This window comes from Myxococcota bacterium (genome assembly GCA_039030075.1).
Taxonomy (GTDB): Bacteria; Myxococcota_A; UBA9160; order UBA9160; family SMWR01; genus JAHEJV01.
The window spans coordinates 1-24,840 of sequence record JBCCEW010000025.1 but is presented as its reverse complement, the minus strand read 5'-3'; the positions used below and the strand labels follow the sequence as shown (position 1 = coordinate 24,840).

Genomic DNA, 24,840 nt, shown 5'->3' with positions numbered 1-24,840 from the left:
GCTGGTCAATCGGCCGTAGAAGCGTTTCGCTCGGGTTCGAACACGAAGCCCTCGTAGCCTTTCTCGGCGATCTGGGCGATGCGATGGAAATAGGCCGGACCGCCGAGATGCACCGCGAAATGCCGGGACTTCCCCTCGATGTTCGCGCCCGTGTACCAGGAATCGGTGCGAGGGAAGAGCGTCCTGTTGGCGAGCTCGGTGACTTCTCGATCCCAGGCGGCTTCGGCCGCCACCGTCGGCTCGACCGTCCCCAAACCCTGCGCTCGCAAGTGACGTACGCAGTTCGCGATCCACTCGGTCTCGAGCTCGGCGCCGAGGGGCATGAGGTAGAGCACGCCCGGCGTCCCCGGACCGTGGATCATGAAGAGGTTGGGGAACCCGCTCACCATCAGACCGAGATAGTTGTGAAACTGGCTCTTCCACCGTTCCTTCAGACAAACGCCCCCGCGACCCTCGGGGTCGAGGCGCAGCATCGATCCGCTGATCGCATCGAAGCCCGTCGCGAGCACGAGCACGTCGATCGGGTGCTCGCCACTCGCCGTGCGCACCGCGTCCGCGGTCATCGCTTCGATCGGGTCTTCGCGCAGATCGACGAGGGTCACGTTGTCGCGGTTGTACGTTTCGTAGTAGCCAGCGTCGAGGATCGGCCGCTTCGTACCGTAGAAATGGTCGGGCAGGAGCTTCTCGGCCGTCTCAGGGTCGCGGACGGTGTCGCGGATCTTGCCGCGAATGAAGGCACCGACCTCGCGGTTGATCTCCTCATTCACGAGCAGCTCTGGATAGTTGCCGTATACGAAAGCCAGGGTGCCCTGCGTCCAGAGATCTTCGTAGAGCGCCTGGCGTTGCTCGGGGGTTTCGTCGAACGCCGAGCGCCCGTTGCCCGGCGCCATGGGGAGATGCGCGTCCGGCGACGGGAGGGCCACCATCCCACCGCGGATCTTCTCCCAGTTCTCGCGGACGGCGGCGAGCTCCTCGTCCGCCAGCGGGCGGTTGCGCGCGGGCACGGTGTACTGGGGCGTGCGCTGGAAGACCGTGACATGGTCGGCCTCCTTCGCGATCTCAGGAATTGCCTGCACGCCCGAAGAGCCGGTACCGATCACACCGACGCGCTTCCCGGCGAACGAAATCGGCTCCTCGGGCCAGTGACCCGTGTGGACCCATTCTCCTGCGAACTCGGTGATCCCCGGGATGTCGGGTGTGTTCGGCGTGGAGAGAGCCCCGACGGCGCAGATCAGGAACTCCGCCGAGATCCGAGCGCCCGTGTGAGTCTCGACCGTCCAGCGCTGTACCGCCTCGTCGTAGCGTGCGTTCTCGATCCAGGTCTCGAGCTGGATGTCGCGACGCAGGTCGAAACGGTCTGCGAAGTGCTCGAGGTACGAAAGCACTTCCGGCTGAGACGACTGGGTCTCGGTCCAGTCCCAGTCCTTCACGAGCTCGTCGGAGAAGGTGTAGCCGTAGAGAGGTGCGCTCGGGCCATCGACGCGCGCCCCCGGATAGCGGTTGTACCACCAGGTGCCGCCGACGGTGGGCGCCCCGTCGTAGGCACGCACCGAGAGACCCATCCCGCGCAAGTGGTGAAGGGCATAGAGACCACTCACCCCGGCACCGATGACGACGGCGTCGTAATGCTCCGCTGCGCCGCCTTCCGACGGATCCGTCGTGCTGGTCATGCAGTCCTTCCTAGACGGGGGAGAGCCATTCTACGTCGAAGGCGGAACGAAGTGAACTTCTGCCGCGTGCGTGGCGGTAGCGAACTCGCAAAAGACGCCGATATCGTTGCGCTGAACTCCCGACGTCGATGGACGCAGCTGGAGACCGTGCGATGAAGGCTTGGATCGTCCGAGGAAAGGGAGACCCGTGGGACGTCTTCGAGATGGGAGACTTTCCCGCCCCGACCCACGAGGCCCTGACGGGGTACACGGTCGACCTGGCCGGTCTCCGGACCCGAAACGAGGGAGAGCCGCCCGCCGACGACTATGTGTTCATGCGCGTTCGGGCCGCGACCCTCGCGACGCCCGACATCACGATGGCCACGGGCGAGTATCCGATTCCGATCGAGCGGCCCTACGTGTCGGGGCAAGAGGCCGTCGGGATCGTCGAGGAGGCGACCGAGAACCTGCGCCATCTGATCGGGAAGCGCGTGGTCGGGTTCACACCACAGCCCTGGGGATGCTTCGCCGAGCAGTGCGTCGCGCTCGGCAGTGCGCTGTACGAGGCGCCCGAGTCCATGAGTGACGAGGAAGCCGCGGCGTTCGTCATCGCCGGACACACCGCCTACCAGGCAGTCCATCGACGCGGGAAGGTCCAACCCGGAGAGCGGGTGCTCGTGCTCGGGGCGGCCGGCGGCGTACCGTCGTCCGCGGTGCAGCTCTGCGTGGCCGCGGGAGCGGAGGTCGTCGCGGTGGCGGGCGGGCCCGAGAAAGCCGAGTTCTGCCGCAAGCTCGGCGCAACGCTCGTCATCGATCACCGCGCCGAGGACTTCGTCGCCGCGGTACACCGAGCGTGTGGCCCGAACTCCATCGACATGATCGTGGATTTCGTCCAGGGCGAAGCCGGCGCGCGCGCGCGGCCCCTGCTGGCGGTCGAAGGTCGGCACGTCATGGCCGGGCATGCGGGCGGCCTGATCCCGATCCACCCGAACGAGTTCTACGTGCAGAACTGGACGCTGATCGGCTGCTGTATGGGAAGCGGCTACGGCGACCGTCTGCCCGAGATCGAGGACACGGCCCACCGGCACCTCCTGTCGCTAGTCGAGGACGGGCGATACCAGCCGCAGGTGGGTCGCGTCATCGGGTTCGACGACATTCCCGAAGGCCTGCGCGCGCTCGCGGGGCGTCGCGTCTCGGGGCGGATCGTCGCCAGAGTGGAGTAGGCGCTTCGTCGATTCCCGGTTGAAGCGCGCGTGCGATCTCTGGCGGGTGCTGCGAAGATCGCGCGATGAGCACGTTCTCCCTCACGCCCCAGACCGTCGACGAAGCCGTCCAGCAAGGCTGGACCGAGCGGCCCAACCGCTGCATCGAGATCTCCCCTACCCACGCGGTCGCGGCCCAGGCGATCGATCAGACCCAGCTGCGTCCCGGCAACTTCGTCCCGGGCCCGACCCTGTTCGCGCTCGCGGATCTCGCCCTCTGGTACCTCACCTTCGGGGCCATCGACCGCATCGAACCGATGGCGCTGACCTCGGACCTGTCGATCCGCTTCTTGCGCCCCGCGCAGGGCAACACCGCCTACGCCCGGGCCGACCTGGACAAGGCCGGGCGCCTGATGGTCGTGGGAACCGTGAAGATCTGGATGGACGACGCGCCCGAGCGCCCCGTCGCGACGGCGCAGGGCACCTACGTGCTGCCGCGGAGCAGCTAGACCCGCGGCTCGCCGACGCTGCACCGGCTTCGCGCCCACCCCTCACGCTACACTTTCGCGATGTCCCCCTCCCCCGACGCTCCGCTCTCCTGGTCCGAGTCGCGCGAGATGAACCCGCTCGAAGCGCTGATGTGGCGCGCCGAGGTGGACCCGCGCCTGCGCTCGACGATCTGCGGCCTCGAGATCCTCGACTGCGTGCCCGACTGGGAGCGCTTTGTCGCGGCGGTCGACTGGGGCTCCCGCATGGCGCCGCGCTTCCGACAGAAGGTGGTGGAGCCCGCCTTCGGGCTGGGCAGCCCCGCATGGGTGAACGATCCCGATTTCGACCTGCACTACCACGTGAGGCGCGTCGCGCTCCCGGCCGGGAGCACCTACCAGGAGCTGCTGCGCGCGGCCGAGCAGGCGGCCATGCCTCCCTTCGACCGCGCACGCTCACCCTGGGAGGCGATCCTCTTCGAAGGCCTCCCCGACGGACGCGGTGCCTTCTTCTTGAAGATGCACCACTCGACGACGGACGGGATGGGCAGCGTCCAGCTCTTCTCTCAGCTGCACTCCCGCACCCGCGAGCACAACCCGCGCAAACCCCAGCCGCCCCCGCCGCCGCCCGAGCAGGCGACCCCCTTCGAGGTGCTCCGCGATCGCGTTGCGCGCGACCTGCAGGCATTGCCTGATCTGTTGGGACTCGCCGGCAAGGCCGCGCGCGCAGCGGCCGATCCGGTCGCGAGCACGAACGAGGCGCTGGAGTTCGCGTCGTCGCTGCGCCGCATGCTGGCCGAGCCCGATGGCGAGGGCTCCCCGCTGCTAGGGAAGCGAAGCCTGTCCTGGCGTTTCGCCGCCCTCGACGTCGCCTTCGCTGACCTGCGCGGAGCTTCGAAGCAGGCCGGCGCCTCGCTCAACGATGCGTTCCTCGCCGCCTTGCTCGGCGCGTTCCGTCTCTACCACGAGAAGCTCGGAACACCGATCGAGACCATGCCGATCGCGATTCCTATCTCGGTGCGTTCCGACGACGACGACGCCGGCGGGAATCGCTTCGCGGGCGCCCGCTTTGCTGCACCCGTGGGCATCGTCGATCCCCGCGAGCGCATGCACGCCGTGGGAAGAACCGTGCGCCGCTTCCGCGACGAGCCGGCAATCGACGGCGCTTCACTCCTCGCGCCCGCCCTCGTGCGTCTCCCGTCGCCACTCCTCACCGCGTTCACCGGGAGCCTCACGAAGAGCAACGATCTCCAGGCGAGCAACGTGCCGGGGATTCGCGAGGACGTGTACCTCGCGGGCGCAAAGATCCTGCGCTCCTACGGCTTCGGCCCGCTGCCCGGATGCGCGTCGATGATCACGCTCGTCACCCACGGCGACACCTGCTGCATCGCCGCGAACGTCGATCCCGCGGCGGTCACCGACCAGGCGCTCTTCACCGAGTGTCTGAGCGCGGGCTTCTCGGAGGTGCTGGCGCTCGAGCCGGGCTCCCAGCCGCCGGTGGCGTTGGTCTGACCAGCGGGCCGCGTCGCGGTCGCAGTGCCGCGCTCGAGCCTCGACCGTGGCCTAGCGCTGGGCTCAGAAGTTGTCCTTGCGCTTGCGCGTTTCGGCGAACACGGACACGGGGTCCGCACCCTCCATGCCGAGCGCACGCTGCAAGCCGGAGTCTTCCGCACGCAGGAACGGGTTCGTCGCCAGCTCGGCGCCGATCGTCGTGGGCACCGTCGCGACACCCTGATCGCGAAGTGCGTCGATCTCCTTGGAGCGCTCGGCCAGGGCTTCGTTCTCGGGGTCGACACTGAGCGCAAACCGCGCGTTCGCCTGGGTGTACTCGTGGGCGCAGTACACGACGGTCTCGGGCGGAAGTGCCATCAGTTTTCCGAGCGAATGCCACATCTGTTCGGCGGTACCCTCGAAGAGGCGCCCACAACCCAGCGCGAAGAGGGTGTCGCCCACGAAGGCGACGGCGTCGTCCGGTAGGTAGTAGGCGATGTGACCCGACGTGTGGCCGGGAACATCGAAGACGCGAACGGGGTGCGCACCGAAATCGAAGCGGCTGCCCTCGGTGAGCTCGGTCTGGATCCCCGGAATCCGCTCGCTCTCGTTGCGCGGGCCGAGGATCGCGCAGCCCGTCTTCTCCCGGAGCTCGAGGTTCCCGCCGGTGTGATCGGGGTGCCAGTGGGTGTTCCAGATGTGCGTGAGCGACCAGCCCTTGGCGTCGAGCGCCGCGAGGGTCGGACCGGCGTCGGGCGTGTCGATGCAGGCCGTCAGTCCGGCGTCCGCGTCATGGACCAGGAATCCGTAGTTGTCGGAGAGGCATCCGAACTGGTGGATCTCGAGCATGGACACGTTCTCCTCGAAGGGGGCGAGCGGGAGAAGCCTAGCATCGACGAGCCCCGAGCCTGCGGATCGGCCGGGGGGACGCCGAGGGTCAGCGCGCCACCGTGATCTCCGTCGCGAGATTGAGATCTTCCCGAGGATCCGTCAGCAGCCCGGCCGGGAAGGTGACGCGAACGGCGGGCGCCTCCGTATCGAGACACAGCTCATGGTTGTTGTCTCCGTCGCCGAGATCGCCCATCGCGAAAGGAGTGACTTCACCCGCCTCTCCATCGCCGCCGTCGACGAACACCTGATACGCGCGCCTCTCGACGTCGTCGATCTCGCTGCCGCCTGGCTTGGTGACGCCGCCGTTCCACACGACGCGAACGACCTGCCGCGTCGCCTCGGGGCAACCACTCCCGCCGCCGAAGGGGAAGCGGGTGGCCGCCTTGCCGAGTTCCCACTCCTCTGTCGGAACGATCTCTGACAGCACCAGGCTCGGTCCGCTCTCCAACGGAACCGCGTCGACCCGAGCGCCACGAAAGTTGGATTGCTGGTCCAGGGACAGGACGTTGCCCCGGATCTCGACACGCGCCGGCTGGTTCGCCGCGGACCCGAAATCTCCGATCATCAGGATGGTGCGAAACTCCCCGACGTCGTTCGCCGGTGCGGGCGTGACGCAGACGATCTCTCCCGCGCTCCCATCGGCTAGGACTACGCCGAAGTCGCCCGCCTGCACCGTCTCGAGGTCGAGTTCCTCGGAGAAGACGACCGGCATCCCGTCGCTCCCCACCGACCCGTCACAAACGAGGAAGCGGGCGAGCAACGGCAGCGCATCGTCCAGGCCGTAGAACGCAGAGAGCAGGGACGCATCGCTGCCGGCGGAAGCGCCGACGGGCGCGACGGTCGTTTCCGTCGTGTCCTTCGGATCCGAGTTCGACTGGCCGAGGATGCCCGTGCAGCCAGCGAGCAGAAGCGGCAACAGGACGTAGGAGCTCCGGAGACTTCTGGACGCCCGCATTCTATTGCGCACGGTGGATCCTCGTCGGGTGGCCTCGATCCCAGCCTAGAGCCGTTTCAGGATCGCACCCTGGGAGTTGAAGAAGAAGCCGCCACAGCCGATCAGGGCGGTCTTCGCGTCGGCCACCTGGCGTTCGCCGGCGTCGCCACGCAGCTGGGTCACCGCTTCCCGGAGATGCCCCGTCCCCCGCGACGCCCCTTCCGAGAGGGACCCGCCGTGCGGATTCATCGGCACCCGGCCGTCGATCATCACGCTGCCGCGCTCGTCGTCCCAGTTCTCCTGCATCCAGCGACCGGCCTGGCCGGGTTTGGCGAAACCCATGTTCTCGATCCAGCCGAGGGTGATGATGCTGAAGCCGTCGTAGGGGAAGAAGACGTCGATGTCGTCGATCCAGACGTCGCTGCGCGCCTTCAGCGCCTCGACGACGACGTGCTGGCCGTGTCGATCGAGGGACGGCAGCTGATCCTCGACGTTCCGGCCGACCATGCCCGCCGTCGCGGCGTGCACCACCACCGGGTTCTTCGTGAGCTCCCTCGCCTTCTCGGTCGTCGTGAGCACGAACGCGTCCGCGCCATCGACCGGGATGTCCATGTCGAGCATGCACAGCGGGTCGCGGATCATCCGCGCCTGGAGATAGCCCTCCATCGTGAGCGGCTTCTTCATGGCGGCCTTGGGGTTGCGGGCTGCGTTCGCCCGCATGTTCATCGCCACGCGGCCGAAGGCCTCGCGCGACACGTCGTAGTCGTGCATGTAGCGCGCGGCCCAGGCGGTGTACGCCATCGACGGGTCGATCCACTCGGGGACGGGGGGCGCCTTGAGGCCGCCGCCCATCATCCCGGCGAGGTAGCTCCGGAATGGATCCTGCGCGGCCGAACGCGAGTTCCAGGGCGCACGGGTGAACGCGTAGTAGACCAGGACCGTGTCGCACTGTCCCGAGAAGATCGCCGTCATCGCGTCGATCAGCCCGAACATCGCCACCGGCATCGGGCTCGAGTGGTGGGTGATGTCGGAGAGGCCCAGGATCGAGGACATCTCGTTCGAGCGGGGCGCGCCCGGCTCGAGCACACCGACGACGCCGTCGATGGCGTCGCGGTCGATCCCCGCGTCGTGGATCGCGGCCATGCAGGCGCGAGCGCCGAGCTTCGCGGGCGAGATCCCGCCTGCGTCGCGCGAGAACTCGGTCGAGCCCACGCCGACGATCGCGATCTCGTCTCGCATCGGGTTTCGGCTGGCCATGGCTCAGGCCTCCCGCTTGCGGAAGACGGGGAAGGGCTGGCCGTAGCGCTCGATCCAGTCGAGTTTCACCGGCAACCCGATCACGACTTCTTCGACGGGGAGATCGACCACGGTGCTGCTGAAGCGAACGCCGTCCGTCCCATCGAGATCGACCGTCACCACCGGGTGGGGGCCCTTCGCGTAGTCGACGTCCGGCGCCGGCGCACCCTGATGCAGGTGCATCGCGAGATGCACGGTGCCCGTCCCCTCGACCTCGGTCGGCACGAGGTTCTCGGACCAGCAGACGTGGCAGATCGGCTTCGGCGGATGGTGGAACGCGCTGCAGTCGCTGCAGCGATTGATCAGGAGACGCTTGTCGAGCCAACCACGGAAGTGGTGCTTCGAATCGTGGGACAAGACGACCCACGGGAAGCGCTCGACCAGCTCGGTATCGGACACGGTCTCGCTCATGGTTCCTCGCTCGCGGTTGCCGCGGCTACGCGCGACAGCAAGCTACCGCGTTCCAGCGGCGGTTCCATGCGGCGTGCACGTCCAAGCGCGCCGAGAAATCGGTCAAGGAGAGCTGTGTACCCGCGGGCCGGCCGGGGCCGACGGACTAGCACCGGCCCTCCGATCCTCCGCCAGCCGATTGTCGCGCTGGGCTACGCGGGGCTATTCCGCCACCAGGCCGGTCGAGAGGGCGTTCGCGAGCAGATTCGTATCGATCGTGAACCCCACGATGCCGCGCACTTCGGTCTCGCGCTCCTGCACGAGCTCGGTCCGGTTGGCGACCGAGACGCTGATGGGCACCTTGATGCCACCCGCGATGGGGATCTCCAGCTTCGCCTGACCGACATAGCTGTCGCCCATGTTCCGCTGCCATTTCGCCAGACCGCTGAGGCTGAACATCGGATCGTTCTGACCCACCGTGGGGGAGTACTCCGTGCCGTACCAGATCGAATCGAGCGACACCGGGATCTGCATCTCGACGCCCGCGAAGCCGCCGACCGAGTCGTCGTCGCGCGATTGCTCGATGTAGTCGACCCCTGCGTTGAGCGTGAAGTTGAGGTAGCGGAAGTAGTTGCAGTTCGACGAAAAGGCGAGCCCGAGGTGGGTATCGCAGTCTTTCAACGGGGAAGCCTCGAGGATCATCTTGACCGAGAACTCGTCGTCCCCTCCGTTTCGGAGCTTCGAATCGAAGTCGATCGAGAGCTCCGTGCGCTTGTTCATCTCACCGACAAGGCTGCCCCCCACGGCCTTGAGCCTGTCCTTGCGCTTCGGTCCCAGCTGCTCGGAGTGCTGCTCGATGTACTTCTTCAGCAGCTCCAGGCTCTCGCGCTTCTTCCCCAGCGCCCAGAGCCGAACCGCTCGGCCGAAGGTCGTCAGGACCTTCCCCGCAAGCTTGTCATCCTCGAGGCGATCGAGGGTTCGAAAAGCCTCTTCGTTGCCCCAGACGTCGGGCTGGGGAGGAGCGGTGTTCGCCATCGGCACCTCGGGCTCGGGCTCTTCCTCCGACGCCTGAGCCGCTCGATCGAGCAGCAGGTTGAAGGCCAGGCCGAGGCGCGCCGGCTTTGGGGCGCCCTTCAACTTCGTCTCGACTTCTCCGATCTCGGACTTCAGCAGTGCCTCTAGCTGCTCGCGATCCTCCTCCTTCATGTCCGGCTTCAGGAGTGCGACGAAACCCGCAGGCTTCGCCTCGCCGCTCGCGCGTGTCCGCGAGTCGGGGTCCTGACAGAGGAGCCAGCTCATGTAGTTCGTGGCGAATTCCAATGGCTGTTCGAGGCGCTCCTGAGACGCTGAGCTCCGGAAGAAGAAACCCACGAAGCCGAGATCACGTTCCTGTTGCGCCCGCGACGTGTTGCCGACGCCCCAGTTGCAGACCCGGTTGCCCCAGTCGAAACTCCGGCCTTGCGCGACCAGTTGATCCAGCGCCTTCTTCTCCGCGGCGATCTCGTCTTTGAAGTACGCGTCGGCCGCCCACCAGGAGCCGAGATTGACATCTTGGGGTCGGAACACGGCGCGGGCCGGCGCATCGAGCAGCACGGCCGGTGCGAACTGGAACGGATCCTTCCCCCACCAGGTCTGGCCATCGGAGATCAGACGCACCTCGACCCCGAGAATCGTGGCGTCTTCGATGTCGTTGTCCTCGGGATCGTCGTATCCGATCGTGAACGCGACGTTTCGCCAGAAGCTGCGCTCGTCGAACCAGGCGTCGTCGAACGAACGTCCCAGTGGAATCGAACCGAGGGCCGCCGCGCTGATCGTTGCAGACGCGGAGGTCGCGCGTTCCTCGTCACCGCTTTGCGCCTGCAACCCGGCCAGCGCGAGCCCCACGCCGATGAAGTCGGAGACCGAGCTCCGCTCGACCACGGCGGTCGAGGCGTCCGCCACCACGGCGTTCTCGGACTGGTTGCGCGCTGACTCGCGCTCGGCTTCTCGGCGGACGAAGGTGTCGACCATGTCGACGGTCGCTTTGGCGACGCTCGCCGGCACGACCTCTCCCGGTTTCGCTTTGGCCTCGGTGTCCTCCTGTTCCGAGCTTTCGAGTGCCACGGCGGACGAGAACGCCATCATCAGAAGTAGGCCAACGCTCACGGCTACAGGATTCACGCGCATCGCTTCGATCTCCGCTTCTTCGGGTGGTGGGTACGCGCCGACCCCACGGATCGGCGGTGGAGTTTGGTTCGCGCTTCGCCGCGTCGGCGCCTACGGAGCGGTGGCTTCCTCGCTCGTGGCCGGGCAGTCGAAGCCTTCCCAATAGCGATAGGAGTCGCCGGGTTCCGGGGGATCGTTGAGCTGGCCGTGCTCCCGGGGCCCGTCCTTCAGGCCGAACCCGCGAATGCACAGCCGCTCTCGAGAGCTCGACTCCATGAATCGAATCTGAGGAAGCAGGTCGGCCACGTTGTTCCAGCTGCCGAACGTCCGGTCGACCTTCGACCGCGGTTCGGTCAGGTAGAGGTCGATCCACTCCAGGAGGCTCCCCCGCGGCAGGAACCCGAAGAACCCGTACCAACGCCACCATTCGTGCGCTTCGTTGGTCGGATGGAGCGTGCGGGCGGAGAAGCGGGTGCTCGGGTTGTTGACGAGATAGGGGAGGGCCTGCTCGGAGAAGTCCTTGATCGTGGAAGCGGCGCCGAGGTACACGACTTCCGAGAAGTAGAGGTCGTCGTGCCGGTCGAGGAGACGATCGGCGACGATCGCGCCCATGCTGTGTGCCACGAGGCGGATCGAAAGGCGATCCTCGCGGGTCTTCGTTTGCTGGCGACGCGGCTCCTTCTCGCGCGCCGAATTCGCCTCGCGGTCTCCGGTGGACACGCGCGCCTGATCCTCGAGGGGATCACACGACGGAGTGCGATTCGGCGTCGGCCGCCATGGGCGGGAACACCGTTTCTCCTCGCCCGAAGTCAGCGGGCCCCGTTCGATGGCCGCGATGCACTCGGCGAGGCGACGCTCCTCGCAGCGATCACCCTCTGACGCTTCCTCCAGAGAACGGCGTGCGACTTCGAGCACCCGCATCCGCGTGACGGCGTCCACACCCCGGTTGCGGCTGTGCCGGTCTACGGGTTTCCGATCGAGGAGCTGGGTTTCCTCGAAGCGGCGCAGTCGCGCCATCAGCTGGTTCAGCACCCCGCACTCACCGAAGGTCGTGCCTTCGGTGTCCGAGTCGAGCTGGATGAGCAGGTGCGTTCGACGCAGCATGTTCTGATACGCCCCTTGCCCGAGCAGATCGAGCAGCGGCGTACTGACGAGGAGGAACGGGAAGGTCAGGACTCGAACCCCGTTCGACAGGTTCAAGTTTGCCGTCAAGTCTGCCGACGGGAGCTCCACATCCTCGATGTGTTCCCAGCCATCGGGTGACTCTTCGATCTCGCCGAAGCGACTCGCCCGGAGCGCAGCCCCCATTTGCCGCTCGACGAGCTGAGGCGTCCTCGCGATGGCGCGCCCGGTGTCCGCGAGCAGGAGGAATGGGAAGGTGAGGAGTGCGTACGCGCGGTTCTCTTCGCCGTTGCGAATCGAGAACGCGTAGTCCGAGTAGGAACTCCAGAACTCGGTGCTGGAACCGACGAAGATCGGGTAGAAATCGAGGGCTCGGTGAACCTCCTCCGGTTTCAGCTCGCTGAGCCAATCCCGCGGCTCCGAACGCCTGTCGTTCTGGTTCCCTAGCTTCTCGTCGAGCAGGGCGTTCAAGCTGTCCCGAGAAGCGGCGGCCGAGGCGTCCAGGCTCACGAGGCCGCCGTGGAGAAAGAGCCCGACGTGAGGCTTCTCTTCGCGGGCGTAGTAGGCCTCGAAACCCTGCATGACCCGGTCGACCTGCGCGCGGATCCCGGTACAGCGCCCGGTCGCCGCAGGAAGTCTCTGGGTGTCGACGGGGTGTGCGGCCCCGTTCGCCGCGACCCGGAGCATGTACGGAGCCATCTCGGGACGGATCGGGCGGGTACTGCACCCCGAGGCGCCGAGCAGGGCCCCGGCCAGCAAGAGCGCCGCGACCCGAACAGAGCTGCGTCGAACGAGAAACCGCATCGTGTTGCCTCCTCTGCGTTGCCGACTCGGCCTCGCGCTAGAGGAGAGCCCCTCCGCTGGCCTCCACGACGCGTTGGGTCGACGTCGTGGAAGCGGGGTTCGGTTTCGGGAGGGCGTGATCCCGCCCTGCCCGGGCTGGTGCTGCCACCAGCCGCGGCCAGCCTATTCGCGCTATGTGCCCCGCGCCGTAAAGCCGTATACACGGGGCGGCCGGGCCGACCCAGCGCCGAAAGCGTCCGATCTCGCAGCGCGGGGCCACGCCGCTGGGCGCCGTTCGACCCTCCGGAAGGCCCGCCCGGCCCAGCGCGCGACCCCATCGGGCACCGTTCGGATTCGAGTGGGTGTCGTGAACGACGGGCAGCAGAGGCCGCCTCGCGAATCCCAGTGAGGCCCAGCGTACGTCGGGGGTTCGGCAGGGCGCGTCGAGTCGTGCGCCTGGGCGCGCGCTCGGGGGGGGGGGCGATCCGCGCGATGTTACCCGCGCGCTAGGCGCGGCGGGAGCGCGCCAGGAAGCCCAGCGCGGCAGCGCCGAGCGCCAGTGAGATCACGCCCGGGGGCTCGGGGAGCGGCACCACACAGCTGGCGCCCGCGATCTCCGGCGCCATCTGCTGCAGGCTGCAGCTCGAGAAGTCGTCGCTGCCGTTGAGGCTCGGGTTCATCAGGAAGTTCCCCGGCGTCCCGGCGCAGGGCGAGCCCGACTGGTTGTCGTGGGGCGCATCGAAGTTGTGGCCGATCTCGTGGGCGATGGTGAGGGAACCGCTGGTGCCGCCGAAGCGCGTCTCGCTCAAGCCGACGCCGAAGGCGCGGCTGCAGAGCGTCCCCAGGTAGGCGATCCCGACGGTGGAGCCGGAGAGGTTCCGTCCCGTGAACAGATGCGCGAGGCCCGGGTTCGAGACGTTCCCCTGGTTGGTGAAGATCGAGAACTGGCTGAGGAGGGCGCTCGCGCCGGTGGCCGTGAGGCTGCCGTTCGAAGCCAGGGTCTGGATCTCGGCGAGGCGCAGCGTCACGTCGACCTGCTCGGCGAAGATCCCGTCCACGATGTTCATGCGGGCCACGACCGCAGCGGCGCTCTCACTGCCGTGGATCGCCACGTAGTCGGCGTCCGCGACCACGGACACTTCGAGCAGGGAGCCGGCCGTCGCGGTCAACGCCTGGAGCGAAGACAGCTCCTCGCGCAGCGCGCCATACCGACTCGGGCGCTCGTCGCCCTCTTCCATCCGCGGCGCGTCGGGATCCACGCCGCAGTGGGTGGGCTCCGCGTGCTCGACGTCGGCCATGCGGTAGACGACGTTGGCTTCGCCTTCGGTGACGTCGGCGAGGGTGTCACCGAGATCGCGGGTGCGATCGATCGCATAGAGCTCGACACCGTCCCAGATCATGCCGGTCCAGCCGCCGTCTCGTTCGACCAGGCGAACCCAGGACCCGGGTGTTCCCGCGAGCTCCCCGCGATAGACACGCACACCCTCGAGCTGGGATCGGGCGGCTTCGCTCCAGCCCGCGAGGAGCTGGTCGTTCGGCTCGAGGACGACCTCGAAGCGCCGCTGGAAGGCGTTGAAGGCGAGCGCCGTCGGCGGGGCGGGGTCCGCCGCGGAAGAACGTCCGGGGCGGGCGCGCTCGGAAATCAGCGGGCGCATCGGTTCGTGACGCAAGATGCGCCGTTCGTTCGGTCCCTGATGCACCGAGGTCGGTTCGTCCGCACGCGCGGTTGCGGCAGCCGCGAGCGTGAACGCCAGGGCAGCGCCCGACAGGAAGGCGATCGCGACGCACCGCTGCGGCACCTCGCACCGGATCCATGAAGTAGACGGTCGTCGACCGCGCAGCCCCTGCATCGTACCCCTCGCTGGCCCACCGCCCGGGCGCATTGCAGGGGAAGTCGCGCGATCCGGCTGTGACGCGGGGCACATTCGGGGACCGCCGCACCGCGGATTCGACGGAAACGCTCGGTTGGACGCGGCGCCCACCGTCGGTGGCGCGGCCGGTGTCCCCTGCCTAGAGCGCCTTGCGCAGCACGTCGACGATCTTCCAGCGCCGTGCAGCGCCGCCACCCCCGAGGCTGATCACGTAGCGCACGGTTCCGTGTTCTCGGGTGTCGAGGTAGCCCGCGACGGTTTTCGTGACCTTCAGGGTGCCGGTCTTGTTGGGGCTCCCGTGCTTCTCGCGCAGCAGGTGCTTGTAAGGAGTGAAGAGGCTCAGCGCTCCCGCGAGGGCGGGACCTGTCACCCGGTTGTCGTAGGAGATCCCGGAGCCCTCGGTCATCACGATGCCCGAGAGTTCGGAGTGCCGGTCGAGGAACTCGTTCGCCACCGCCACGCCTTTCGCGAGCGTGGCAGGTGCCCCTCTCTCCTGGGCACCGATCGCCAGGAACACCTGGTTGGCGACGTAGTTGTTCGAGTAGTAGAGCATCGCGCCGACGCAGTCGCCGACGCTCTTGCTGCTCGCGTGCACGACCCGAGCGGGTCGGCCCGGGGCACGGCGCGTCTCGAAGTGATCGCCGACGGAGACGCCGACGCCTCGGAGCTTGGCGGCGATCAGCTCCGCGGCGTAACGGCGCACGTCTTCCGGACGGCTCGAGAGGTTGATGCGCTCCTTCCCCTTCACTCCGCGTTGCCGGGCCACGCGCCGCGCCAGAGGCGTCAGTGGGGTCTGGGGCTCGGCGCTCGTGATCTTCCCCTTCGAGCGCTGGACGTGGACGGTGTTGAAGTTCACCGCAACGGCGGAGTTGAGCGCGTCGTAGGGATTGTCGGAACGCCCGACACCGGGGATCGTGATGTCCGGAGCGAAGTAGCTGTCGTCGATCGCCACACCGGCCAGCGTCTGACCCTGGGGCAGCGAAGCCTTCACCGCCTCGGCCACCCGGTCGAGCTCTTCCGAGACCAGGAAGGGGTCCCCGAAGCCCTTGACCACCAGCAGGTCACCGGCATTGCTGGGCTCGATCCAGAAGTGGGTCTCGAAGTGGGAATCGAGGCCGAGGTACTCGGCGGCGAGCAACCCGGTCACGATCTTCAGCGTCGAGGCGGGGATGAAGGGCTCCCGCGTTCCCAGCTGCAACAGCGGCTGGCCCGAGCCACTGAGCACGTAGACCACGCCCTTGCTGCCGGCGAGGGAGCGGACCTCGTCCTCCCAGGAGGCAGCGCCGGCGGGCGCGCTCAGCGAGGCGATGCTGCAGGCGATGAGCAGAGCCATCCGGGTGCGCATGAGGCGAGCTAGCTTACCACCGGACACTCGCTGGAGGTCGAAGGCAATGGGTGAGTTGGATGGCCGCGTCGCGATCGTGACGGGAGCGGCCCTCGGCATCGGTCGAGGGATTGCGCAGAGGTTCATCGAAGAGGGCGCGCGCGTCCTGGTCGCCGACATCGACGTCGACGCGGGCGAGATGGCCGCCAAGGAGCTGGGCGCGAACGCGGAGTTCGCGCGAACGGATGCGTCGTCGAAGAGCGACGTCGAGGCGATGGTGTCCCACGCGGTCGACCGCTGGGGACGCCTCGACATCCTCGTGAACAACGCGTGGGGCGGCGGGAAGCTGGGCCGCGTCGAATCGAAGCCGGTCGAGCTGATGCAGCACGGCGTGAACATGGGCTTCCTCGGCCCCTTCTGGGCGATGCTGGCGGCGCACCCGATCATGAAGGCCGCCGGATACGGCCGGATCATCAGCATCTGCTCGCTCAACGGCGTGAATGCGCACATGGGGACGGTCGAGTACAACGCGAGCAAGGAAGCGCTGCGCTCCGCGACGCGCACCGCCGCCCGCGAGTGGGCGAACACGGGAATCACGGCGAACATCATCTGTCCGGCCGCGAAGTCCGCCTCGTTCGCATCGACGATGGCGGCGCACCCGGAGCTCATCGCCGCTGCGGATGCCGCGAATCCGATGGGCCGGATCGGCGACTGCTACGAAGACATCGCGCCCGTGGCGCTCTTTCTCGCGAGTGAGGGCAGTCGCTACCTCACCGGGAACACGCTCTTCGTCGACGGCGGCAGCCACATCAACGGTTCGGCGTGGGCGCCGGACCTGGATGCGGCGTCGTAGGCCAGGCGAAGCCAGGCCAGGGCTCAGGAACCCAAGAGGGCCTGACGCGCGCCCCGGCCAGCATCGCACCCGCCGCAGGGGGCCGCGTTCGTGGGTCTCAGTGTCCGGCGGGCCGCTGCGCGCCGCCGTCGATCACGCGGCCCGGGTTCGCGCCAGTCAAGACGCCGTCGCGCGGGGTGATGACGCCGCCGACCGCCGTCAGCCGGTAGCCGCCCGGCGGCCGACGCAGGCGCGCGCCACCGCTCGGGAGATCGGAAACGAAAGTGTCCGGCTCCCAGGCCAGCTCGGCGAGATCGAAGACGGTGAGATCGCCCGCGTAGCCCGGCGCGAGGATGCCGCGATCCTTGAAGCCCAGCCGCTCGGATTGCGCGCCGGTCAACTCGTAGATCGCCTTTTCGAGGGTGAAGTCGCCGCGTTCGCGGACGTGTCGGGTGAGGAGCAGCGTCGTATCGCCCGCGGCGCACATCATCTGGACGTGCGCCCCCGCATCGCTGGCCGAGACGATGACGCGATCGTCCACGAGCATCTTCGCCACGCCCTCGACGTCGCTGTTGGACACGCCGGCAGCCACGACACCCGGCTCGAGATCGTTCTCGAGGATCCAGTCAGCGAAGACGTCGCTCGGGTGACCGCCTCGTTCGTCGACGAGGTCTTGCAGGCTCTTCGCGAGCCAGCGCTCGTTCTCGGGCTTCGTCACCGACGTGAACCGCGCGTACTCGGGCCGGGTATTCGGGAAGAGCGACTTGTCGACGCGGTCCCACTCTTCACGCGCGACCTTCCGCCACTCGGGATCCCGGAGCTTCGCGGCCCGCTCGTCGCCCTGGACGAGCATGATCTGGTTCCAACCTTCCGGGAGCATCATGAAGACCATGGTCTGCTCCCAGTTGACGTTGAAGTCCACGGTGCGCGGCGAAGCGATCGGCCAGATGTCGGCGCCGGCGTCGCGCAGACCCTGCGAATAGGCGATCAGCTCGTCGCTGCGCTCGGGCGCCAGTTCCGTATGAAGGAGCCCGTTCCAAACGGCCGTCACGCCGTCGTGGGGCGCGGTGGCGTCGGCGATCTGCTTCATCTCCTCGAGCGGCGTCTCGCCGGTGAAGTTCGGGATGAACTCGACGAGCCCGTGCCCGGCCTGGCCCATGGTCGCTGCGAGCGCGTCGAACTCCTTCTGCTCGGCGAACCGCGTGGGCACGAACCGCCCGGCGCGGTCCACGTCGAAGAACGAGGTCGAGATCCCGAAGCAGCCGGCCTCCAGGGCTTCCGACAACTCCGCGCACATGGAATCGACCTCCGCGTCGGTGGCGGCGCGTTTCCAGGCGTCGGCCCCCATCACGTAGATGCGCAGCATCGAGTGGCCGATCAGCGACGCCATGTTCACCGCCGCGCCGTTCGCGTTCATCGAGTCCCGGTACTCGCGCCAGGTCTCCCAGTTCCACGGGATTCCCTGACGGAAGTCCTCGATGGGCATGTCTTCGATGTAACAGAAGACGTCCATCACCTCGTCGAGGTGCTCGGGCTTGACCGGCGCAAGGGAGAGCGAGCAGTTCCCGATCAGCGCCGTCGTGACGCCGTGCTGCGGCATCGGATCGCAGCCGGGATCCCAGAACATCGAAGGGTCGAGATGCGTGTGGGAATCGATGAACCCAGGGCAGACGGTGGCGCCCGCCGCGTCGAACACCTCTTCTCCATCGGGCGCCAGGTCGGGGCCGACCTCGGCGACGATCCCGTTGCGGATGCGGACGTCGGCGCGACGTCCGGGGCTGCCCGTGCCGTCGATCAGCACGCCGTTCTTCACCAGTAGGTGGCTCATGCGTCTCCCTCGGAATCGCGTGTGGCGCGATGGCCGGACAGGGTACCGGGACGGCCCCGGCCTCGGCGGGGAACCCCGAAAGGCGCGATCGGCGGGGCCCGGGGCGCCACGGGGGTTGCCACGCGAGGTCCAATCTTGGTACAAATTTGGTTCCCGTTTCTGGAGTGCGACACCAGTTTTGGCCGCGATCGACCCTGCTGAGAATGGGCTCACCCGCATCGGGAAGGCCGAGCGGACCCGCCTGCGCCTGGTCGATGCGGTCCGCGCAGAGATCCAATCCGAGGGCAGCTTCTCCGCCCAGTCCGTCGCCGAGCGGACCGAGAGCTCGCCGGCGACCTTCTACAACCACTTCCCGTCGAAGAGTGACGCGATCCTCGCGGCCTTCGACGCGGTCATGGTCGATCTGGTCTCGTTCGTCGGCCGCACGCTGGACGTCGCTCGCGCTCTAGAGATGGGGCTTGCCGACTTCCTCGCGGACTGGACCTGGCAGAGCGCCGAGTTCTTCCACGACAACTCGGTGGTCTTCGCGGCGGCGCGGAGTCAGATGCCGGGCTCGCCCGAGTTCCGGACCGTCTACCGGACACGCGAAGCCGAAGCCCTGGTGCACTACGTGCGCTTCGTGCGCCTCGCTCAGCGCGCAGGGATCGCGCGGGATGGAGATCCCCAGGCCCTGGCCGAGGTCCTGATGTTGGTTTCAGAGGGTTGGAACCATCCCCTCGTCCTGCGGATGACCCGCGGCGACGCGTTTCATGTGGAGCTGGCTCGCTCGGTGCAGGCGATGCTGGCGCCGGAAACCGAATCGAAGTAGCCCGACTCGATTGAGCCTGGCGGTCCCGTCGGCAGCGACGGCGCGACCGTCGCAACACAGGAGCAAGTCATGAAGACAGCCATCATGGGCGGACACCAGACGGACTTCGCGCGGAACTGGCGGCGCGAGAGGCTCGACATCGGAGCTCTCGTCAAGGAGACGATCGAAGGAACGCTCGCCGATGCGGACGTCGACGCGAGTGAGATCGACACCATTCACGTCGGCAACGCGTTCGGCCAGCTCTACACCGGGCAGGGACACCTCGGCGCGATGCCCGCGAGCGTCGTGCCCGAGCTGTGGGGCGTCCCTGCGATGCGACACGAGGCGGCATGCGCGTCTAGCTCGATCGCGGCGTTGGCGGCGATGGCGGAGCTCGAAGCCGGTCGATACGACTGCGCCCTGGTATTGGGGGTCGAGCTCGAGAAGACGCTCCCGGGCCAGGAGGCTGCCGAGGTCCAGGCGGCGGCCGCCTGGGTGGGACACGAGACGCCGCCCCGCGCCGTCGTGTGGCCGGGCGTCTTCGACCGCGTCGCGCAGACCTACGCGGACCGCTTCGGACTCGACGAAGCGCACCTGCGGGCGGTCGGTGAACTCAATCTACGCAATGCGAAGGACAACCCGAACGCACAGACGCGCGACTGGAAGCTGAGCGACGCGTCCTTCCAGGCCGACGACGAGGCGAACCCGGTCGTCGCCGGCCGCCTCCGCCGCAACGACGTCTGCCAGATCACGGACGGTGGCGCGGGGGTGGTGCTGGTCTCGGACCGCTGGCTGGCGCGCAAGAACGGGCGCCAGCCCCGCGCGCACATCGCGGGCTGGGGTCACACGACGGTCGGCCTCTCGCTCGATCAGAAGTTGCAGCGTCCCGACGAGGGCAAGTTCGTGATGCCCCACGTGCGCCGGGCGATCACCGATGCGTGGCAGCGCGCCGGCATCGAGGGCGTGTCCGCGCTCGACGCGATCGAGACCCACGATTGCATGACGCCTTCCGAGTACATGGCCATCGACCACTTCGGAATCACGCCGCCCGGCGAGAGCTACCGCGCGATCGAGGCGGGCGAGCTCGAACGCAACGGCCGCATCCCCGTCAACGCGAGCGGCGGCCTGATCGGAGGGGGACACCCGGTCGGAGCGACCGGCGTGCGCATGCTGCTGGATGCGTCGGCGCAGGTGGCAGAGCGCGCGGGCGAGTATCAGGTCGGCGGCGCGCGCCGTGCGGCTACGCTGAACATCGGCGGCAGCACGGCGACCACCGTGAGCTTCATCGTCGAGCGACCGTAGCGTTCGCGGCCCCGCCACCCCGCATCGGAGAACCTTTGTGAAGACCCAGATCCACGCTCGCCACGAGAACCACCTCCCGGCCGACGACGACCATCCCTATCGAACCGGTGCCTGGCGCCCCCAGACCACGGAATACGACGCCTGGGATCTCGATGTCGAAGGCGAGATTCCTCGCGATCTGTCCGGCACCTACCTGCGGAACACCGAGAACCCGGTCTTCCTGCCGATCAAGCGCTACCACCCCTTCGACGGCGACGGGATGCTGCACGCCATGTCGTTCGCGGACGGCGAGGCGACCTACCGGAACCGCTTCGTTCCGACGGACGGCCTGCGGGAAGAGCGCGAAGCCGGCGAGGCGCTGTGGGCCGGCGTGGCCGAACCGCCCACCGCCGCCAAGCGCGAGCATGGCTGGGGCGCCCGGGAGCTGATGAAGGATACGTCGAGCACCGATGTGGTGGTCCACAACGGCGTGGCGCTCTCGAGCTTCTGGCAGTGCGGCGACCTCTACCGCACCGATCCGCGCACCCTCGAACCGCTCGGCAAGGAAGACTTCGACGGCCAGTTCCCGGCCGAGGGGATCTCGGCGCATCCGAAGATCGACGAGAACACGGGCGAGATGCTCTTCTTCAACTACGGGAAGCAGGCGCCCTACATGCACTACGGCGTCGTCGACGCCTCGGGAAAGCTGGCGCACTACACGGGCATCGAGCTCCCGGGCCCGCGCCTTCCCCATGACATGGCGTTCACCGAGAACTACGCGATCGTGAACGACTGCCCGATGTTCTGGGACCCGGCCGCCCTGGAGAAGGGCGTTCACGCCACGCGCTATTTCCCCGAGCTTCCGACGCGGTTCGGCATCCTGCCGCGACGCGGTGAGGGCCATGAGGTCCGCTGGTTCGAAGCAGCGCCCACCTACGTCCTGCACTGGATGAACGCGTACGAAGAGGGGGACGAGATCATTCTCGACGGGTTCTTCCAGGAGAACCCCGCGCCCGAACCGATCCCCGAGAAGGGGGTGAACTTCAACCTCTTCCGGTTCCTCGACCTCCACGAGATGAAGGCCAGAGCGCACCGCTGGCGGTTCAATCTGCGTACGGGCGATTGCAAGGAAGAACGGCTCTCGGACCGGATCATGGAGTTCGGGATGATCAACGGCCGCTACGGCGGCCGCCGCTACCGCTACTCCTTCAACGCCCTGCCCTGTGCGGGTTGGTTCGGTTTCGAGGGCTTCGTTCGACAGGACCTCGAGACCGGTCGCGAAGACGTGGTCCGGTTGCCCGAAGGAGTCTTCGCGAGCGAGTCCGTCGTGGCTCCGCGCGATGGCGCGACGGGAGAGACCGACGGGTACGTTCTCACCTACACGATGGATATGAACCGGGACCGTTCCGAGTGCTGGATCTTCGATGCGGACCACCCGACCGGCGGACCGCTCGCGCGGGTCTCACTGCCGGAGCGCATCTGTTCCGGGACCCATGCCTTCTGGCACGGGGACGAAGCAGCCCGCGCCTAGGCGTTCCCCAACTGCGTGCGGCGACGCGCGGCCAACACGACGACGCCGAGCGTGAGCAGCGCACCGGTCGCGGGCTCCGGCACGATGGTCACCGTGAGCGAGTCCGCGTTGCCGCCGCTGCCCCAGCTGTAGACGTAGGCGCCCGGCGTCAGCTCGAGCGAGGCGATGGTGGCGTTGGCGAATGTCGCGGAGGCCGGGCCCAGGGGCGCACCGGACACGTAACCGGTGGGGACGACCAGGAACTGACCACTGCTCACGCCGACCAGCGGCCCGAGGCTCGACGCAGCGTTCGACGGGCTGGTGGGCGGCCCCCACGAGGACGGCCCGGTGATGGCCACGTAGCGGTCGAAGCCGGCGGGTGCGCCCAACACGATCTCCGCGAACACGGGCCACAGCGTGGGGCCGCTGGCAGGCTCGTTCCCCGAGAAGGACAGACCCGACGTGTTCAGCGTGCCGCCGAGCGTCGACGCCACCACATCGTTCCCCACCGGGGCGATGGTGATGAACATCGCGGCCGCAGAGGGTCGAGGCAGCAGCGCGACCGCGAGCGCCGCCGCGAAGAGCCACGCGGAGGCCATTCGTCGGCTCCCGAGGTGTTGTCGGAAGTCGCGCACGGGGATCATGAAACCTCCTCTGCCTCTCAGCCTTCGGAGATCGTCCCGCCAACCCGCACGGCGATGGTGGGCGATCCCCCTCTCCATAGAGCGTGGGCAGCGACCACCCTACCAGGAATCGGGATCGCTCCGCGCGTCACTCTCCTGCCGTGCGAAACCAGGGAAACTCTAGCCAGGCGAGCCGCTACGTCGTCACTGTTCGTTTTCTTGATCCTCGCTCGGCAACTTGCGGACGCCACAGGCCAGGAGGTGCATCGCGATCCCATCGTAGAAGCGCGGATGGCGGGTGCCGTCGTGCCCGCTCCTATCCCCTTCGGGTACGAACACGACCATTCCCTTCCGAGCCCGCGTGAGAAGGACTCGATAGCTGTTCTTCGCTACGTCCAGTGCCTTGTTTTTCTGCCAGCCACCTCCCCTGATCCTCCAAGCCTCCCAGCCCGCCTTGCCCCGCCGCAGATCGGCATCCCAGCACACGACCGTATAGTCCAGCTCGAGGCCCTGGATCTGAAACTGGTTCTGCACAGTCTCCAGCATATTCGACGATCGAATATCGCCACTCGGAGCCAGCATCCACTGAGCAATGGATGGTTTCTGATCGACGAACAGCCCTTCTGCGGCGAGACGCCTTGCTTGGCCAGAGGCGATTAGCCCGACGCGCTCATCACCCACGCGGTGATTGCGAGCCCAGCTTCGCGCCACATGCAAATCTCGCGTGATCCAGATCTGGTGTCCCTCAGTTGCCAGTCTCTCACTCAGCACGCGCGCGCCGATCTGGTCATCCTCCATCACGCAGTGAACCCACTCCTCCACGAAGCGGTTGCGATAGAAGCGAAGGGAATGGGGCAGGTGACCTGCATCGAGCACCGTTCGCAGCGGGTGATCTCGCCAATGCGCCAGATCGTCGAACTCCCCTAGCTCCAGGGATGGGTCCGAGATCGCGTAGTTCCAGCCACGCCGCTCCGCAGCCTCCAGCCACGCGATCGCACCCCGCTCGCCACGATTTATCGCTTGGTTGTGCCCGAGCAGGGCGACAACGACGGCGCCTTCATCGTAGGACTGCTCCAACGAGTGCAGGATCAGATCCGCCTCGTGATCCTCAAGGGGGTGACCGACAACTACTCGCCCTTTCTCGTAGGTGCGCTGAGCCTCATCGAAGATCACGATGCTGCCATCAGACGAGGCAGTTTCCTTTCCTCGCTCGCCAAGAAAGTTGTGAGCCTTGACGATCTTGAACACGGCGTTCTCGATCACCAGGCGTGCGTTCTCACGCGGGTATCCAGAGATCGAGCCTACGGTGCGCGAAGCACTCCTCTTGTAGGACCTCCTAAGCGCCTCTGTGAGAACGTCGACAAGGGGCGCGTTTCCCGTCACGAAGACTGCGTCATCGCGGAACCGCTCGTCGAACGCGAGCCGCAGTCCGACCAGCGTTTTCCCGGCACCCGGGGCGCCCGACACGAAGACGACCGTGTTCCGCTTTCCCGCCCGAGCCTGTTCGATCTGAACCGCCACGTCGACGATGGTGGACTCGATCTGCTCGATTGAGCCGGCGTGCTCATGGATCGCGCTGACGTCGTGATCCCCAAAGAGGGAGATCGCCGCGTCGAGAATCGACGACGATGGAGAGAACCGCGACGACAGCCAGGCTTCACGGCTTAGCGCCGTCGCCCCCTTCCTCAACCCGAGAACATCACGAAGAGCCTTTCCAAGGTCTGCGCCCCCGCATCGAATCGGCTCTCGCAATACGGGCGCCCATGGCTCCGAAAGAAACTCGCCGCGGATGGGACCCCGATACTCAAACTCTCCATTGGTCTGCACAAGAACCGGAACGACGATGGCGCACTCTTCGTCGCAGGTTCTTCGCGTCTCCTGATGGAACTCTACGAGGTTCACGCAGTAGTTCGTCACCTGATCCGCGTCCGCCGCAGAGAGTTTTGATCGCTTGAACTCCAAGACCGCGATCATGCCGGGGGCCAGGAGGACGCAATCGATTCGAAGACCCCGGCGCCTGAAGTCGTACTCGAGAATCACATCGGAGTAGGCGGCAAGCCCGGATTCCTCGAGCGCATCCCGGAGAATCTCAATCTCGTCAGGTATATCTTGACGGATCTCACTCTGCAGAATGCCGACGCTGGCGCTCCACTCTTGGTGTTGCTGACTCTCCACGTGCCAGCCCTGCGAAGCGGCTGAGCTGGCTAGCTCTGCGACGATCGAGCCCTGGTCCGTGCCCAGGAATCTCGAACGGTCAGCCGCGTACCAGGCGCGACCCGCAGCGATTGAGCTAGGTCGCCGCATGGCCACTAGAGGCGACCAGAGGGAGCTCCAGGATGCCCGTGTCGACAGCCAAGCCCGAATCCGTTCTTCCCGTCTGCGGGCTGGTTGACGGC

The 24,840-nt window shown here is 67.2% G+C and carries 19 protein-coding genes; 7 read left to right on the top strand and 12 right to left on the bottom strand.

The window, feature by feature from the left end; translation table 11 throughout:
• Positions 1-5 precede the first annotated feature (5 nt).
• Positions 6-1,670 (bottom strand): NAD(P)/FAD-dependent oxidoreductase, encoded by a 1,665-nt coding sequence (locus AAF430_21410; protein MEM7412805.1) that lies wholly within the window; start codon positions 1,668-1,670, stop codon positions 6-8.
• Positions 1,671-1,822: 152 nt separating this feature from the next.
• Here AAF430_21410 and AAF430_21405 point away from each other — a divergent pair, with 152 nt between their 5' ends.
• The 3 genes from AAF430_21405 (at position 1,823) to AAF430_21395 (ending at position 4,848) form a co-directional block, all read left to right on the top strand.
• Complete coding sequence (locus tag AAF430_21405; GenBank protein ID MEM7412804.1) at positions 1,823-2,872, top strand: zinc-binding dehydrogenase; 1,050 nt, start codon at positions 1,823-1,825, stop codon at positions 2,870-2,872.
• Between the two features lie 65 nt (positions 2,873-2,937).
• On the top strand, positions 2,938-3,360 hold the full coding sequence (locus AAF430_21400; GenBank protein MEM7412803.1) for a PaaI family thioesterase: 423 nt from the start codon (positions 2,938-2,940) through the stop codon (positions 3,358-3,360).
• Positions 3,361-3,420: 60 nt separating this feature from the next.
• Positions 3,421-4,848 carry a wax ester/triacylglycerol synthase domain-containing protein gene (locus AAF430_21395; GenBank protein ID MEM7412802.1) on the top strand — a complete coding sequence of 476 codons (1,428 nt, stop codon included), beginning with the start codon at positions 3,421-3,423 and terminating at the stop codon, positions 4,846-4,848.
• Between the two features lie 63 nt (positions 4,849-4,911).
• On the opposite strand, the gene gloB is transcribed toward AAF430_21395, so the two are convergent.
• The 8 genes from gloB to AAF430_21355 all read right to left on the bottom strand — a co-directional run bounded on the left by gloB (position 4,912) and on the right by AAF430_21355 (position 15,592).
• Positions 4,912-5,682 carry a hydroxyacylglutathione hydrolase gene (gene gloB, locus AAF430_21390; protein ID MEM7412801.1) on the bottom strand — a complete coding sequence of 257 codons (771 nt, stop codon included), beginning with the start codon at positions 5,680-5,682 and terminating at the stop codon, positions 4,912-4,914.
• Positions 5,683-5,764: 82 nt separating this feature from the next.
• Positions 5,765-6,634 carry a hypothetical protein gene (locus tag AAF430_21385; protein MEM7412800.1) on the bottom strand — a complete coding sequence of 290 codons (870 nt, stop codon included), beginning with the start codon at positions 6,632-6,634 and terminating at the stop codon, positions 5,765-5,767.
• An 84-nt stretch (positions 6,635-6,718) separates the two neighbouring features.
• A complete protein-coding gene (locus tag AAF430_21380) occupies positions 6,719-7,909 on the bottom strand; it encodes a thiolase family protein (GenBank protein MEM7412799.1) in 1,191 nt (396 codons plus the stop codon).
• A 3-nt stretch (positions 7,910-7,912) separates the two neighbouring features.
• Positions 7,913-8,359: a zinc ribbon domain-containing protein gene (locus AAF430_21375; GenBank protein MEM7412798.1), complete on the bottom strand. Its 447-nt coding sequence runs from the start codon at positions 8,357-8,359 to the stop codon at positions 7,913-7,915.
• 201 nt (positions 8,360-8,560) lie between these two features.
• The gene (locus AAF430_21370; GenBank protein MEM7412797.1) at positions 8,561-10,483 is read right to left on the bottom strand and encodes a hypothetical protein; all 1,923 of its coding nucleotides are present in this window, start codon (positions 10,481-10,483) and stop codon (positions 8,561-8,563) included.
• Positions 10,484-10,594: 111 nt separating this feature from the next.
• Positions 10,595-12,409 carry a hypothetical protein gene (locus AAF430_21365; protein ID MEM7412796.1) on the bottom strand — a complete coding sequence of 605 codons (1,815 nt, stop codon included), beginning with the start codon at positions 12,407-12,409 and terminating at the stop codon, positions 10,595-10,597.
• 485 nt (positions 12,410-12,894) lie between these two features.
• Positions 12,895-14,187, bottom strand: coding sequence for a zinc-dependent metalloprotease (locus tag AAF430_21360; GenBank protein MEM7412795.1), 1,293 nt, complete (start codon positions 14,185-14,187; stop codon positions 12,895-12,897).
• Between the two features lie 211 nt (positions 14,188-14,398).
• Positions 14,399-15,592, bottom strand: a complete 1,194-nt coding sequence (locus tag AAF430_21355; protein MEM7412794.1) for a D-alanyl-D-alanine carboxypeptidase — start codon at positions 15,590-15,592, stop codon at positions 14,399-14,401.
• A 58-nt stretch (positions 15,593-15,650) separates the two neighbouring features.
• Here AAF430_21355 and AAF430_21350 point away from each other — a divergent pair, with 58 nt between their 5' ends.
• Entirely contained in the window at positions 15,651-16,436 is a 786-nt protein-coding gene (locus AAF430_21350; protein MEM7412793.1) for an SDR family oxidoreductase, read from the top strand.
• A gap of 97 nt (positions 16,437-16,533) precedes the next feature.
• Here AAF430_21350 and AAF430_21345 read toward each other — a convergent pair whose 3' ends face one another.
• Positions 16,534-18,243 (bottom strand): amidohydrolase family protein, encoded by a 1,710-nt coding sequence (locus AAF430_21345; protein ID MEM7412792.1) that lies wholly within the window; start codon positions 18,241-18,243, stop codon positions 16,534-16,536.
• Positions 18,244-18,421: 178 nt separating this feature from the next.
• Here AAF430_21345 and AAF430_21340 point away from each other — a divergent pair, with 178 nt between their 5' ends.
• The 3 genes from AAF430_21340 to AAF430_21330 all read left to right on the top strand — a co-directional run bounded on the left by AAF430_21340 (position 18,422) and on the right by AAF430_21330 (position 21,842).
• Positions 18,422-19,051: a TetR/AcrR family transcriptional regulator gene (locus tag AAF430_21340; protein MEM7412791.1), complete on the top strand. Its 630-nt coding sequence runs from the start codon at positions 18,422-18,424 to the stop codon at positions 19,049-19,051.
• A 69-nt stretch (positions 19,052-19,120) separates the two neighbouring features.
• Positions 19,121-20,332: an acetyl-CoA acetyltransferase gene (locus AAF430_21335; GenBank protein ID MEM7412790.1), complete on the top strand. Its 1,212-nt coding sequence runs from the start codon at positions 19,121-19,123 to the stop codon at positions 20,330-20,332.
• A 37-nt stretch (positions 20,333-20,369) separates the two neighbouring features.
• Positions 20,370-21,842 (top strand): carotenoid oxygenase family protein, encoded by a 1,473-nt coding sequence (locus AAF430_21330; protein MEM7412789.1) that lies wholly within the window; start codon positions 20,370-20,372, stop codon positions 21,840-21,842.
• Here the strand turns inward: AAF430_21330 and AAF430_21325 are convergent.
• On the bottom strand, positions 21,839-22,465 hold the full coding sequence (locus AAF430_21325; protein ID MEM7412788.1) for a PEP-CTERM sorting domain-containing protein: 627 nt from the start codon (positions 22,463-22,465) through the stop codon (positions 21,839-21,841). The two genes, AAF430_21330 and AAF430_21325, sit on opposite strands and share 4 nt — an antisense overlap.
• A gap of 183 nt (positions 22,466-22,648) precedes the next feature.
• Complete coding sequence (locus AAF430_21320) at positions 22,649-24,619, bottom strand: DNA/RNA helicase domain-containing protein (protein MEM7412787.1); 1,971 nt, start codon at positions 24,617-24,619, stop codon at positions 22,649-22,651.
• Positions 24,620-24,840 lie beyond the last annotated feature (221 nt).